This is a genomic window from Micromonospora sp. NPDC023644 (genome assembly GCF_040640115.1).
Classification (GTDB): domain Bacteria; phylum Actinomycetota; class Actinomycetes; order Mycobacteriales; family Micromonosporaceae; genus Micromonospora.
This window is the reverse complement of record NZ_JBFABA010000035.1, coordinates 18,935-31,542: the sequence shown is the minus strand read 5'-3', so window position 1 is coordinate 31,542 and position 12,608 is coordinate 18,935. Positions and strand designations below refer to the sequence as shown.

Genomic DNA, 12,608 nt, shown 5'->3' with positions numbered 1-12,608 from the left:
GGCGGGCCCGCCGCCGGCGCTCCTGCGCTGCGCAGGGACCGGGGTGGCGGGCTGCGATGCCGGCGCTGCGGAGGGACCGGGGTCGCGCGCGACGCCCGCGAGTTCGCGGGTCAGCCGGGTGCGGGGCCGGCGTCGGCGGGGACGACGGCGGGGACCGGTCGGACGCGGCGGGCCGCGCGGGCGCCGCCGAGCACCACCACCGCGACGCCGGCCAGGAGCAGCGCCAGCCCGAGCAGGGCCGTGACCCCGGGCAGCTGCCCCAGCCAGGCCCAGCCGATCAGGGCCGCGCCCGGGGCCTCCAGCAGGGCCAGCACGCTGACCGTGGTCGCCGAGACCTTCTTCAGCGCGAAGTTGAACATCGAGTGCCCGAGCAGTTGGGCGCCGGCCACCAGGGCCAGCACGACGAGCCAGGTGCCGGTGTCGAAGCCGGTCAGCGGCACCCGGCCGACCAGGCAGACCACGAGCAGGACCAGCGCGCAGACCCCGTAGCAGATGGTGGTGTACGTGGTCGTGCTGATCGTCGTGCGGGCGCGCTCGCCGAGCGCGGTGTAGACGGCCGCGAACAGGCCGCCGGCCACCGCGAGCAGGTCGCCGGCGACGGCCCGGCCGGAGACGGCGAAGTCCGCCCCCGTCGCCACGCCCGCCCCCGCCACCGCCACCCCGATGCCGACCCAGACGACGCCCGGCAGCCGACGGCCCTGCGCGCGGGCGATCAGCCCCTGCCAGACCGGCTGGGTGGCGCACAGCGCCGTCGCCGCGGCGACCGAGGTGAGCTTGGTGCTGGGCATCCAGGTGGCGAAGTGCGCGGCGAGCGCGACCCCCGACAGCACGCAGTAGACGCCCTCGCGCCGACCGGCGCCGACCGTCAGCGACCGGAACTCGGCGCGGCGCCGGGTCGCCGAGAACGGGCCGAGCACGGCGACCGAGAGCAGGTTGCGCCAGAACGCGACGGCCAGCGCGGGCGCCGCCGCGAACGCCACCAGCGGCGCGGACGACGAGACGGCGACGACGGCCAGGGCGACCGCCCCGGTGGTCACCGGGTCGAACGGCGGGCGGTGCGCTGCGGGGGACACGGGGAGCAATCCTCACACGTCGCGGGCCACCACGGAACGTCAGCACTCCGTTACGATCATGCTGTCCGCGCCGGCGATTCCCCTACCGCCCGGAGGCGCTCCCCCATGCCCACGTACCAGGCGGTCCTGTTCGACTTCTTCGGCACGCTGACCTGTTCCGTCCAGCGGGGGGCGGCCCACCGGTCGACCGCCGAGCTGCTCGGCTGTCCACCGCACACGCTCGTCGACGTGCTCGACCGCACCTACTACGAGCGGGCCTGCGGGCGGCACGGCAACGCCGAGGCGACCCTGCGCTGGGTCTGCGAGCAGGCCGGGGTGCACCCCTCCGACGACGCGGTCCGCTCGGCGGTCGCCTCCCGCCACCGGGCCGTACGCGCCGACACCCGGCTGCGCGACGAGGCGGTCCCGACGCTGGCCGCGCTGCGCCGGCTCGGGCTGCGCACCGGGGTAATCAGCGACTGCACGCACGAGCTGCCGGAGTTCCTGCCGCAGCTGCCGGTCGCCCCGCTGCTCGACGTGCGGGTCTTCTCCGTGCAGGTGGGGCGCTGCAAGCCGGATCCGGCGCTCTACCAGGCGGCGTGCCGGCGGCTCGACCTGGCGCCGGCGGACTGCCTCTACGTCGGCGACGGCGGCAGCCAGGAGCTGACCGGGGCGGAGCGGGCCGGGATGACCGCCGTACGGCTGGCCGCACCCGACCTGGCCGGCCACATGGTGTTCAACGCCGACGCCGCCTGGAGCGGGCCGGTGCTGCGCTCGCTCGACGAGGTGGTCGGCCTCGTCGAGCGGGTCCCCGGGCGGGCGGACACGCCCGTGCCGGCCGTGGCCGTGCCGACCGTCACCGCCGTACCGGCCGGTTGCGGCCTCTCCTGACGCCGGGCCCCGGGGCCACCGGAACCGACGTCGGGCGTGACCGGCAGCGACTGCACCACCGGCGGGCGGCGCGGCGGGCCCGGCGCGAGCGGGACGCCTCAGCGGCGGCGGACCCGGTGCAGGCGGAACGGCTTGCGGGCCGCCCGGACCGCCGGCGTCTCGCGCGGCACCTCGGCCAGCGAGTCCGCGGGCAGACCGGCGCCGGCGACCGGCTCGCCGGCCGGGGCGAGCCGGTTCACCGCGCAGCCGTCGGCCGCCCAGCGCTCCACCAGCTCCGCGGTGGGCCCGGGCGCGTTCAGCCGCTTCGCGGCCACGAGCGGCGCGGCGGTCTCCCAGTGCTCGGTGCCCGGCACCAGGCGGCTCACCCGGGCCGGCCAGGTAACGATCCGCCCGCCGTGGTCGCCGCGCAGGGTGACCTGCGCCTCGGTCGCGTCGGCCAGGCCCGGGGCGGACTGCTCCCCGGGGCCGCTGACCACGAGGAGCGCCCCCTCCAGGGGTAGGCACCACAGCGCGAGCGCCGGCCCGCCGGCCACGCTCACCCAGGCCACAGCGGCCTTCTTCATCGCCTCGTCGACCAGCGGCGTGCTGGTCCGCTCCGCGTCGGTCACCCCGGCATCCTCCCGCATCCGCCCCCGTCCCGTCAGCGCCACCCGGGGCCCGTCGGCGCGCCCGGGGCCTGTCAGCGCTACCCAAATCCATCGGCACGCCGGGGCCCGTCAGCGCCACCCGGGCCCGTCAGCGGGTCCGTTGACGCCACCCGGGGTCCGTCCACGTGCCCGGGTCCTCGGCGCCAGCCGGGGGTTCGTCCGCGTGCCCCGGGGCGCGGCGGCACGGACCCCGCAGGTCAGCCGACGAACGGGGGGACCATGATCTCGCCCCGGGCCACCGGCATGACCTGGCCGGCCACGGTCGCGCCCACCGCCTGACCCTCCGCGGCGGTCACCGTGCAGGCCAGCACGGACGGACGGTTGATCTCGATGCCCTGGTGGACGGTGTACTCCGCGCGCCCGTCGGCGGGCAGCAGGCCGCTGGCGACCAGCCACACCCCCAGCCCCAGGGCGGCCGAGCCGGTGGCCGGGTCCTCCGGCACGCCGAGCCCGGGGACGAAGACCCGGGCGTGCGCGGTTTGGGCGGCGGCGTCCCAGGAGAAGACGCTGACGTGCTCCACTCCGTACCGCTGCGCCGCCGCCGCGTTGACCCGCGCGCGGGCCACCGCGTCCGGGCGGACCGGGAGGTACGGGAACTCCAGCCCGCAGCCGGCCACCCGGGGCGCCGGGCCGACGTGGTCGTCGGCGGTGAGCCCGGCCATCTCCAGCAGCGGCTCCGGGTCCAGCTCGGGGCCGAGGGTGGGTACCCCGCCCGTCAGCGTCGCCCCGGCGGCGGTCACCTCGACGGGCAGCACGCCCGCCCCACATTCCTGAGTGACCTGCCCCACACCGAACATGCCGCGGCGGCTGGCGGTCACCGCCGCGCCGACGCTCGGGTGGCCGGCGAAGGGCAGCTCCTCGGCCGGAGTGAAGATGCGGGCCCGGTAGGTGGCGCCGACCTGGGTGGGCGGAAGGACGAACACCGTCTCGGAGAGGTTGAACTCCAGCGCGAGCGCCTGCATCTGCTCGGTGGCCAGTCCTTCGGCGCCGAACACCACCGCCAGCGGGTTGCCGGCGAACGGGCGGTCGGTGAAGACGTCCACGATCTCGTAGGCCAAGGTCGACATGTTGATAGACACTAGGCGCTTAGGCTGGTGCCCGTGAGCACGCCGACCCGGGTCTACCTCGCCCGGCTCGCCGGAGTCGCCGTCTTCGATCCCAACGGCGACCAGGTGGGCCGGGTCCGCGACGCGGTGGCCAGGCTGCGGCCGACGCAACGCCCGCCCGAGGTGGTCGGGCTGGTCGCCGAGATGCCGATGCGGCGGCGGATCTTCCTCTCGCTGAACCGGATCACCTCCATCGACGCCGACGCGGTCGTGCTCGGCAGCGGCACGCTCAACCTGCGCCGCTTCGAGAAGCGCCCGAACGAGCTGCTCGTGCTCCAGGAGCTGCTGGACCGCCGGGTGCAGGTCGACCCCGGCGGGCAGGCGGGCTCCGTGGTCGACGTGGCGATGGAGTGCAGCCGGGGCGGCGAGTGGTCGCTGGCCCGGGTCGCCGTACGCGAGCAGACCGGCCGGCTGACCCGCCGGGGCCACCTGCACCAGGTCGAGTGGGAGCGGGTACGCGGGCTCAGCGGCATCGCCGACAGCCGGGGCACGGCCAACCTGCTCTCGGTGCTGGAGGACATGCGCCCCGCCGACCTCGCCAACGCCCTCCAGGACCTCCCCGACGCCCGGCGCAACGAGATCGCCGCCGCGCTGGACGACGAGCGCCTCGCGGACGTGCTGAGCGAGCTGCCGGAGCACGACCAGGTGGAGATCCTGGCCGCGCTGGACCGGGAGCGGGCCGCCGACGTGCTGGAGGAGATGGACCCGGACGACGCCGCCGACCTGCTCAGTGAGCTGCCGCCGCCCGAGCAGGACGTGCTGCTCGACCTGATGCAGCCGGACGAGGCCGACCCGGTGCGTCAGCTGCTCAAGTACACGCCGGGAACGGCGGGCAGCGTGATGACCTCCGAGCCGGTCATCCTGCCGCCGGACGCCACCGTCGCCGAGGCCCTGGCCCGGATCCGGGAGCCGCAGCTCTCCCCCGCGATCGCCGCGCAGGTCTTCGTGTCCCGGGCCCCGATGACCACGCCGACCGGCCGCTACCTCGGCATGGTGCACTTCCAGCGGCTGCTCCGCGAGCCGCCGGCCGACCTGCTCGGCGGCATCGTGGTCAACGACATCGACCCGCTGCGGCCGACCACCCCGCTGCCGGAGATCACCCGCCGGATGGCCACGTACGACCTCGTCGCCATGCCCGTGATCGACCGCAACAACCGGCTGGTCGGCGCGGTCACGGTCGACGACGTGCTGGACCACCTCCTGCCCCGGGACTGGCGGGACCGGGACGCCGCCGGGCACCCGAGGACCGCCGAGCCGACGCTGGACGGCGCGGATGGCTGAGCGGCGACGGGCGCAGCGGCTCGACCAGCCGCGCGAGCCCCGGGGCGTCAAGCTGCCCCGGTTCGACCCGGAGGCCTTCGGACGGTGGTCCGAGGGGATCGCCCGGGGGATGGGCACCGCGAACTTCATCGTCTACATGACGATCGTGATCGCGCTGTGGTTCGGCTGGAACACGCTGGCCCCGGCGCACCTGCGCTTCGACCCGTACACCTTCACGTTCCTGACCCTGGTGCTGTCCCTGCAGGCCAGCTACGCGGCCCCGCTGATCCTGCTGGCGCAGAACCGGCAGGCCGACCGGGACCGGGTCTCCCTGGAGGAGGACCGCCGGCGGGCGACCATGCAGAAGGCCGACACGGAGTACCTCGCCCGGGAGATCGCCGCGCTGCGCAACGCGATGGGCGAGGTGGCGACCCGGGACTTCCTCCGCTCGGAGCTGGCCAGGCTGGCCGAGGAGCTGGACGAGGCGGGCCGGCGCCGGCAGCGGCTGGAGCGCCGGCAGCAGGACAGGATCCCGCAGCACGGCGACGGACTGGAGGAGCCGCGCGACGACCTGGACGGCGACTGGGCCCGCGACGCCCGGCCGGAGGGCCGGCAGCCCGAGGCCCGGCCGGAGGGCCGGCAGCCCGAGGGTCGGGAGCCCGAAGGTCGGGAGGCCGAAGGTCGGGAGGCCGAAGGTCGGGAGGCCGAGGGTCGGGAGCCCGAGGGCCGGGAGCCCCAAGGCTGAGCGGTCGGGCGAGGGGTGCCCGCCCCGATCGTCCCGCTTCGCGCGGTATGCCGGCCACCCCAGCCGCCGCCATCGATTCGCTCACACCGCCCCCCGCTGACGCGGTGGGGCATCGCCGCCGACGTAGCATTGCGGGCATGTCAGCACCCGTCAGCACCGTCTCCGACGCGATCCAGGCCGCGCTGGCCACCGTCAACGACCCGGAGATCCGCCGGCCCATCACCGAGCTGGGCATGGTCCGCTCCGCCGAGGTCGGCGACGACGGCGTCGTACGGGTCGAACTGCTGCTCACCGTCGCCGGCTGCCCGCTGAAGGACAAGCTGCGCTCGGACATCACGGCCGCGGTCGGCGCGGTGCCCGGGGTGACCGGCGTGACGATCGAGTTCGGCGTGATGAGCCCCGAGCAGCGCCAGGAGCTCCAGTCGAAGCTGCGCGGTGGCGGCGCTTCCCAGGAGCCGGTCATCCCCTTCGCCCAGCCGGGTTCCCGCACCCGCGTGTACGCGGTCGCCAGCGGCAAGGGCGGCGTCGGCAAGTCCAGCGTGACGGTCAACCTGGCCGCCGCGCTGGCCGCCCGCGGGCTCTCCGTCGGCGTTGTCGACGCGGACATCTACGGCCACTCGGTGCCCCGGATGCTCGGCGCGGACGGGCGCCCGACCCGCGTCGAGGACATGATCATGCCGCCGCAGTCGCACGGCGTGAAGGTCATCTCGATCGGCATGTTCACCGCCGGCAACGCCGCCGTGGTGTGGCGCGGCCCGATGCTGCACCGGGCGTTGCAGCAGTTCCTCGCCGACGTCTACTGGGGTGAGCTGGACGTGCTCCTGCTCGACCTGCCCCCGGGCACCGGCGACGTGGCCATCTCCCTGGCCCAGCTGCTGCCCAACTCCGAGATCCTGATCGTGACGACCCCGCAGGCCGCCGCCGCCGAGGTGGCGGAGCGGGCGGGCGCCATCGCGCTGCAGACCCACCAGCGGGTGGTCGGCGTCATCGAGAACATGTCCTGGCTGGAGCTGCCCGACGGCTCCCGGATGGAGGTCTTCGGCGCGGGCGGCGGCCAGACGGTCGCCGAGTCGCTCTCCAGGACCATCGGCGCGCAGGTGCCGCTGCTGGGGCAGGTCCCGCTCGACACCCGGGTCCGCGAGGCCGGCGACGAGGGCACCCCGATCGTGCTGGCCGCGCCGGAGTCGCCGGCCGCGAAGGCGCTGGGCCAGGTCGCCGACCGGCTCGCCGTGCGGCGGGAGTCGCTGCTCGGCAAGCCGCTGGGCCTCAAGCCCGCCGGCCGCTGACCGTACGCCGGCCACGGCCGGCGCTGTCGCCACCCGCACGGGGGCGGCGTTCCCCTTTCGGAGCGCCGCCCCCGTCGCCGTCCTGCGGCGGCGGGGTCAGGTCGCGTCGTCGTAGCTGACGCGGGGGGCGGGGGCGGGGGCGCCGCCAGTGGCGGTGGCCGGCCGGCTGCCGCTCGCGCGCAGATCGGCGGCGGAGGCGACGTCCTTCAGCTCGTTGTGCACGCCGGTCACGTCCGCCCGCAGGTTGTCGTAGACGCCCTGGAGGGGCTTGCGGATCGCCTGCTCGTCCTCCTCGCTGAGGAGGTGCTTGCGGATGAACGCCTTCGGGTGCAGATCCTCCAGCTGGATGTCGGTGCCCAGCTCGCGACTGAGGTCGGTGGTGGCGTTGCTGGCCATGGTGCGCAGGTTGCGCACCATGCGCAGGCCGTCGCTGATCACCGTGGGCAGCCGGTCACCGAAGATTAGCAGCGCCAGGAGCAGCAGCGCACCGATCTCCCACCAGTTCAGGTTCTCGAACACTGCGCGGGCCTCCTTCGGTCAGCAGCAAGACTACGCACGTCGGGTGCCAACCGGGGAGGGGGTGACCGGCCCCTACTTGGCGTCCGCGGCCAGGGTGACGGAGGCGTTCTGCCGGTTGGCGCCCCGGCGGTACTCCACGGTCACCACCGCGCCGGGCGCGAACTTCCGCACCAGGGCGATCAGGTCGGTCGGCTCGGTCATCGGCCGCCCGTCGAGCTTCAGGATCACGTCACCGGCCTTCAGCCCCGCGCCGGCCGCCGGCCCGGACGGCTCCACCGCCGCCAGGCGTACGCCGGCCCCGCCGGTGCCCGCGCCGGCCCCGCCGACCTGGGCGCCGATGACCGTGCGCCGGGCCTTGCCGGTGCCGATGATGTCCTGGGTGATCCGCTTGGCCTGGTTGATCGGGATGGCGAAGGCGAGGCCGATGTTGCCCGCCTCCTGCCCGTCGGAGACCAGCGACTTGATGGTCGAGTTGACCCCGATCACCCGGCCCGCGCCGTCGACCAGCGGGCCGCCCGAGTTGCCGTGGTTGACGGCCGCGTCGGTCTGGATGGCCGCGTAGTAGCGCGTGGGACCGCCGGGCTCGCCGGCCCGCATCGTCCGGTCCAGGGCGCTGACGATGCCGGCCGTGACCGTGTTGGCCAGCGAGAGCGGCGAGCCCATGGCGAGCACCGGGTCGCCCACGGCCAGCGCGTCGGAGTCGCCGAACTCGACCGGCCGTAGGCCCGTGCGGGAGACCTTGATCACTGCGATGTCGGACTCCGGGTCCTGCCCGACGACGGTCGCCGGGGCCGAGCTGCCGTCGTTGAAGACCACCGACGCCTTGCCGGTCGCCCCCGCCACCACGTGGTCGTTGGTGATCACGTGCCCGTCGGCGCTGGCGATGAAGCCGGAGCCCTCGCTCGTGCCGCCGAGGCCCGCCACCCGGACGGTCACCACGCTGGGCAGCACCCGCTCGGCGACCCCGGCCAGCGACTCGGGCCTGCGCTGGGCCAGGCCGGGCGCCTGCGGGTCCGCGCCGAGCACCGTGCCGGCCACGGCACCGCCGCGCACCGCGAAGGCGTACCCGAGCGCCCCGCCCAGGCTGCCCGCGAGCAGTGCGGTGATCAACGGAATGAGCAGCAGCTGCCGCAGCGTCGGCCGGCCCGGGGCGTCCGGGTCGCTGACCGGCTCCGGCTCGGTGCCGGGGCTCGGCGCGGCCGGCAGCACCACGGCGGCCGGCGCGCCCGGGTCGCGCCACGGGTCGGCCAGCGCGTCGGACCACCAGGGCGAAGTCGTGCCACCCCCGGCGCCCTGAGGCGTCGGCGGCGAGGCCACCGGCGGGAACCCGGGCACCGGCGGTCGCGCCGGCGCCGGAGTTCCCCCGGGCTGGCGCCAGTCCCAGCCGTCGGTCACGTCGGTGCCCTCCCAGTCCATCCCCGGATCCCGCGCTCCACGGACCCGGCGACAGCGTCGCCCGGTCGCGCTCGCCGGAACACCGCTTCCAGGATTACACGGATGCCGCGGATGGAGTCACCGGTTGCCGACCGTGATCGTCGGGTGGCGGACGCGCGGCTGCGCCCGTTCGGCGTCGCCTCTAGGCTCACAGTGCCCATCCGCCCCCGCACCACACGAGCCGCCCGGAGGTGTCCCATCGCCACGGTCGCCGGTTCCGGCACGTCGACGGCCCAGGCCCTGCACTTCGCCGAGTCGTACGTGACCGAGGATCTCGTCCTGCGCACCGCCCGCAGCCTGGCCCACGAGGTCGGCCTCGAGGCGGTGACCCCCGGCGCCGGCGCGGCGCTGCGGCTGCTCGCCGCCGCCGGCAGCGCCCGGGCGGTGGTGGAGATCGGCACCGGCACGGGAGTCAGCGGGGTATGGCTGCTGCGCGGGATGCGCGCCGACGGCGTGCTCACCACCATCGACGTCGAGGTCGAGCACCAGCGGATCGCCCGGCGGATCTTCACCGAGGCGGGCTTCGCCGCCGGTCGGACCCGGATCATCACCGGCCGGGCGCTGGACGTGCTCCCCCGGCTCGCCGACGGCGCGTACGACCTGGTCTTCGTGGACGCGGAGGCGACCGGGTTCGCCGCCTGCGTGGACGCCGCGCTGCGGCTGCTGCGGCAGGGCGGCGTGCTCGCGCTCAACGGCACGCTGGCCGGCGGCCGGGTCGGCGACCCCGCCGCCCGGGACGTCGAGACGGTGACCGTCCGCGAGGCGATCAAGGCGATCCGGGAGTCGGAGCACTGGATCCCGGCGCTGCTGCCGGTCGGCCACGGGCTGCTCGCCGCCGTCAAGTGCTGACCCGTCGCCGCTGACCGGGGGCCCGCCGGGGGCGGGCGCCGCCGGGCGGTCAACCCAGCGAGCCCAGCCAGCGCAGCAGCGAGCGTACGCCCCAGCCGGTCGCGCCCCGGGTGAGCTCGGCGTCGTCGCCGTCGGCCCACGACGGCGCGGACATGTCCACGTGCAGCCACCGGTCGCGCAGCTCGCCGGTGAACTCCCGCAGGTAGAGCGTGGCCATCACGGACCCGGCGCCCCGATCCGGCGAGCTGTGCAGGTCGGCCAGCTCGCTGCCGAGGTGCTCGACGTAGTCGCTGGGCAGCGGCATCCGCCAGGCGGCCTCGCCGGCGGCGGCGATCGCGGCCAGCACGTCCGCGGCGAGGGTGTCGTTGTCGCTGTAGAGGGCGCCGTGGCGCTTGCCCAGCGCGACCGCGTTCGCCCCGGTCAGCGTGGCGAGGTCGACCAGCAGGTCGGGCCGCAGCTCGGCGACGGCGTACGCGAGCGCGTCGGCCAGGACGAGCCGCCCCTCGGCGTCGGAGTTGGTGGTCTCGCTGGTCGTGCCGCCGTAGTGGCGGATGACGTCGCCGGGGCGGAACGCCGAGCCGCTGAGCATGTTCTCCGCCAGCGGCGTGAGCGTGGTGACCCGGACCGGCAGGCGCAGGGCCGCCGCGCCGAGGGTCGCCGCGACCACCGCCGCCGCCCCGGCCATGTCCTTGCGCATCAGCTTCATCGACGCCACCGGCTTGATCGAGATGCCGCCGGTGTCGAACGTGATCCCCTTGCCGACCAGCACCACGTGGGTACGCGCGTCGGCCGGCCGCCAGTCCAGCTCGACCAGGCGCGGGCCGCTGGCCGAGCCGCCCCCGACGGCGAGGATCCCGCCGAAGCCCTCCGCCGCCAACTCCTCCGGGCCGCGTACCCGCAGGTGCAGGTCCGGCACGTCGGCGGCGAGGGCGGCGACCTGGTCGGCGAACCACTGCGGGTTCTTGATCGACGAGGGGGTGTTGGTGAGGTCGCGGGCGAACCGGGTCATCCGGGCCGTCGTCCGGGCCACCTCCACGGTCGCGGTGTGCGCGTCCGGGTCGGCCACCACGACGTCGACCTCCGCCAGGGCGGGAGCGGCGCCGGCGTCGGTCAGCCGGAACCGGTACGAGGCCAGCAGGAGCCCCTCGACCAGTCCGCGTACGGCCGCCGGGGTGACCTCCGCCGGCATGGCCAACGTGACGCGTGTCTCATCCTTCGCGGCGCGGGTCAGGGCCGCGCCGGCCTTCCGCCAAGCCGCCTCGTCGCCCTCGCCGATGCCGAGCAGCAGCAGCCGGCCGGGGTCCCGCCCGGGCCGCAGCTGCGCCTGGACCTCGCCGGGGCGCCCGGTCAGCCGTGCCGCCGGCACCAGGGCGGCGGCCTCCTCGACCACGTCGTCGGGCAGCGCCGCGCCGGTCGGGGCCGGTCGGGCCGGGTCGTCGTCGCCCGGACCGGGCCGGACGGGCAGAACGAGGATGTCGAGCCGGTCCGGCTCGGCGAGCAGACGGATGGCGAGCACGCGGAGCCGTACCTCCAGGAAGCTCGCGGAGCGTGACTCCGCGGGGAATGAAGACCCTGAGCCACCGGCGGGGCCGGTGGCTCAGGGGTTGACGAAAGGCCCGCGCGGGCGCGGGCCGTTCCTCGGTCAGCCGGCGGCTGCCTTCAGTGCGTCACCGAGCGCGTTGGCCTCGTCGGGAGTCATCTCGACGACGAGCCGGCCACCGCCCTCCAGCGGGACGCGCATGACGATGCCCCGGCCCTCCTTGGTGACTTCCAGCGGACCGTCGCCCGTCCGCGGCTTCATCGCCGCCATGTTGTCTCCCCTCAGACCTACACCAGGGTCGGTGGGTTGCCCCACAGCCACTTCGTCTTGACCACCCGCAACCTACGCGGGGGTGTCGACTGACGATTTTCCCTGATGAACACCGCCGGACCCAAACCGAAGCAGCATTGATGTAACAGCATCTAGCTTATCCTGAGAAGGCCTGTCACAATGTGCGGTCATGCAGGCACGGTCGGCACTCTTCGACCTGTACGGCGACCACCTCCGGGCGAGGGGCGGCCGGGCACCCGTCGCCGCCCTGGTCAGGCTGCTGGCGCCGCTCGGGATCGCCCCGCCCGCCGTGCGCACGGCGGTCTCCCGGATGGTCCGCCAGGGGTGGCTCGACCCGTGCCGGCTGATCTCCGGGCCGGGATATTCGATCACACCGAAAGCCGCCCGCCGGCTGGACGAGGCGGCGGCACGGATCTACCGGACCGGCCGGATCACCTGGGACGGGCGGTTCGACCTGCTGGTGCTGGAGGCCCCCCTGTCCCGGCGGGACCGGCAGCGGCTCGCCGCCAACCTGACCTTCCTCGGCTACGGCGCCCTGGACGAGTGCACCTGGGTGGCGACCCGACCGGGCGAGGACGTGGACGTGCTGCTCGACGAGGCGGGCGTGCGCTACGAGCGGTTCACCGCCGCGCACACCGCCGGCACCCCCGGCGCGATGGGCGTGGTGCGCCGGGCCTGGGACCTGGCGGAGATCGGCCAGGCGTACGAGCAGTTCGTCGCCGAGCAGCGGCCGCTGCTGGCCGGCGTCACCGTGCGCAGCCTGGACGAGGAGGCGTACGCCGCCCGGTTCCGGCTCGTGCACGCGTGGCGTACCTTCCTGTTCCGGGACCCGCAGCTGCCCCCGGCGCTGCTCCCCGAGCGCTGGCCCGGCACCGCCGCGGCCAGTTTCTTCGACCGGCACGCGGCCCGGCTGCGGCCGGCCGCCGACCGGTACGTCGAGCAGTGCCTCGACTCCGGCAACCGCATCGCCCGACAGAAGGGTCGTTAG

12 protein-coding genes and 1 pseudogene are annotated in these 12,608 nt (G+C 75.3%); 6 read left to right on the top strand and 7 right to left on the bottom strand.

Going from position 1 to position 12,608, the window contains the following annotated elements:
- Positions 1 to 110: 110 nt before the first annotated feature.
- The gene (locus AB0G08_RS21835; RefSeq protein ID WP_358090873.1) at positions 111 to 1,073 is read right to left on the bottom strand and encodes a DMT family transporter; all 963 of its coding nucleotides are present in this window, start codon (positions 1,071 to 1,073) and stop codon (positions 111 to 113) included.
- 105 nt (positions 1,074 to 1,178) lie between these two features.
- On the opposite strand from AB0G08_RS21835, the gene AB0G08_RS21830 reads away from it, so the two are divergent.
- Positions 1,179 to 1,943, top strand: a complete 765-nt coding sequence (locus tag AB0G08_RS21830) for an HAD family hydrolase (RefSeq protein ID WP_358090870.1) — start codon at positions 1,179 to 1,181, stop codon at positions 1,941 to 1,943.
- 98 nt (positions 1,944 to 2,041) lie between these two features.
- Here the strand turns inward: AB0G08_RS21830 and AB0G08_RS21825 are convergent, their stop codons facing one another.
- A complete protein-coding gene (locus AB0G08_RS21825) occupies positions 2,042 to 2,551 on the bottom strand; it encodes a hypothetical protein (protein ID WP_358090867.1) in 510 nt (169 codons plus the stop codon).
- Between the two features lie 236 nt (positions 2,552 to 2,787).
- On the bottom strand, positions 2,788 to 3,657 hold the full coding sequence (locus AB0G08_RS21820) for a PhzF family phenazine biosynthesis protein (protein ID WP_358090864.1): 870 nt from the start codon (positions 3,655 to 3,657) through the stop codon (positions 2,788 to 2,790).
- A 33-nt stretch (positions 3,658 to 3,690) separates the two neighbouring features.
- On the opposite strand from AB0G08_RS21820, the gene AB0G08_RS21815 reads away from it, so the two are divergent.
- From AB0G08_RS21815 to AB0G08_RS21805, 3 genes and pseudogenes are all read left to right on the top strand, one after another.
- On the top strand, positions 3,691 to 4,977 hold the full coding sequence (locus AB0G08_RS21815; protein WP_358090861.1) for a CBS domain-containing protein: 1,287 nt from the start codon (positions 3,691 to 3,693) through the stop codon (positions 4,975 to 4,977).
- Positions 4,970 to 5,551: pseudogene (locus AB0G08_RS21810) on the top strand (DUF1003 domain-containing protein); the annotation flags it as partial. The gene AB0G08_RS21815 and the pseudogene AB0G08_RS21810, both read left to right, overlap by 8 nt.
- A gap of 287 nt (positions 5,552 to 5,838) precedes the next feature.
- A complete protein-coding gene (locus AB0G08_RS21805; RefSeq protein WP_358090858.1) occupies positions 5,839 to 6,987 on the top strand; it encodes an Mrp/NBP35 family ATP-binding protein in 1,149 nt (382 codons plus the stop codon).
- Positions 6,988 to 7,083: 96 nt separating this feature from the next.
- Here the strand turns inward: AB0G08_RS21805 and AB0G08_RS21800 are convergent, their stop codons facing one another.
- On the bottom strand, positions 7,084 to 7,506 hold the full coding sequence (locus AB0G08_RS21800) for a preprotein translocase subunit TatB (protein WP_358090855.1): 423 nt from the start codon (positions 7,504 to 7,506) through the stop codon (positions 7,084 to 7,086).
- Positions 7,507 to 7,578: 72 nt separating this feature from the next.
- Positions 7,579 to 8,922: a trypsin-like peptidase domain-containing protein gene (locus tag AB0G08_RS21795; protein ID WP_358090852.1), complete on the bottom strand. Its 1,344-nt coding sequence runs from the start codon at positions 8,920 to 8,922 to the stop codon at positions 7,579 to 7,581.
- A 279-nt stretch (positions 8,923 to 9,201) separates the two neighbouring features.
- Here AB0G08_RS21795 and AB0G08_RS21790 point away from each other — a divergent pair, with 279 nt between their 5' ends.
- Complete coding sequence (locus AB0G08_RS21790; RefSeq protein WP_357875680.1) at positions 9,202 to 9,789, top strand: O-methyltransferase; 588 nt, start codon at positions 9,202 to 9,204, stop codon at positions 9,787 to 9,789.
- Positions 9,790 to 9,838: 49 nt separating this feature from the next.
- Here AB0G08_RS21790 and AB0G08_RS21785 read toward each other — a convergent pair whose 3' ends face one another.
- Positions 9,839 to 11,305, bottom strand: a complete 1,467-nt coding sequence (locus AB0G08_RS21785) for a leucyl aminopeptidase family protein (protein WP_358090849.1) — start codon at positions 11,303 to 11,305, stop codon at positions 9,839 to 9,841.
- Between the two features lie 126 nt (positions 11,306 to 11,431).
- Positions 11,432 to 11,599 carry a DUF3117 domain-containing protein gene (locus AB0G08_RS21780; RefSeq protein WP_007455245.1) on the bottom strand — a complete coding sequence of 56 codons (168 nt, stop codon included), beginning with the start codon at positions 11,597 to 11,599 and terminating at the stop codon, positions 11,432 to 11,434.
- Positions 11,600 to 11,789: 190 nt separating this feature from the next.
- Here AB0G08_RS21780 and AB0G08_RS21775 point away from each other — a divergent pair, with 190 nt between their 5' ends.
- Entirely contained in the window at positions 11,790 to 12,608 is an 819-nt protein-coding gene (locus AB0G08_RS21775) for a PaaX family transcriptional regulator C-terminal domain-containing protein (protein WP_358090845.1), read from the top strand.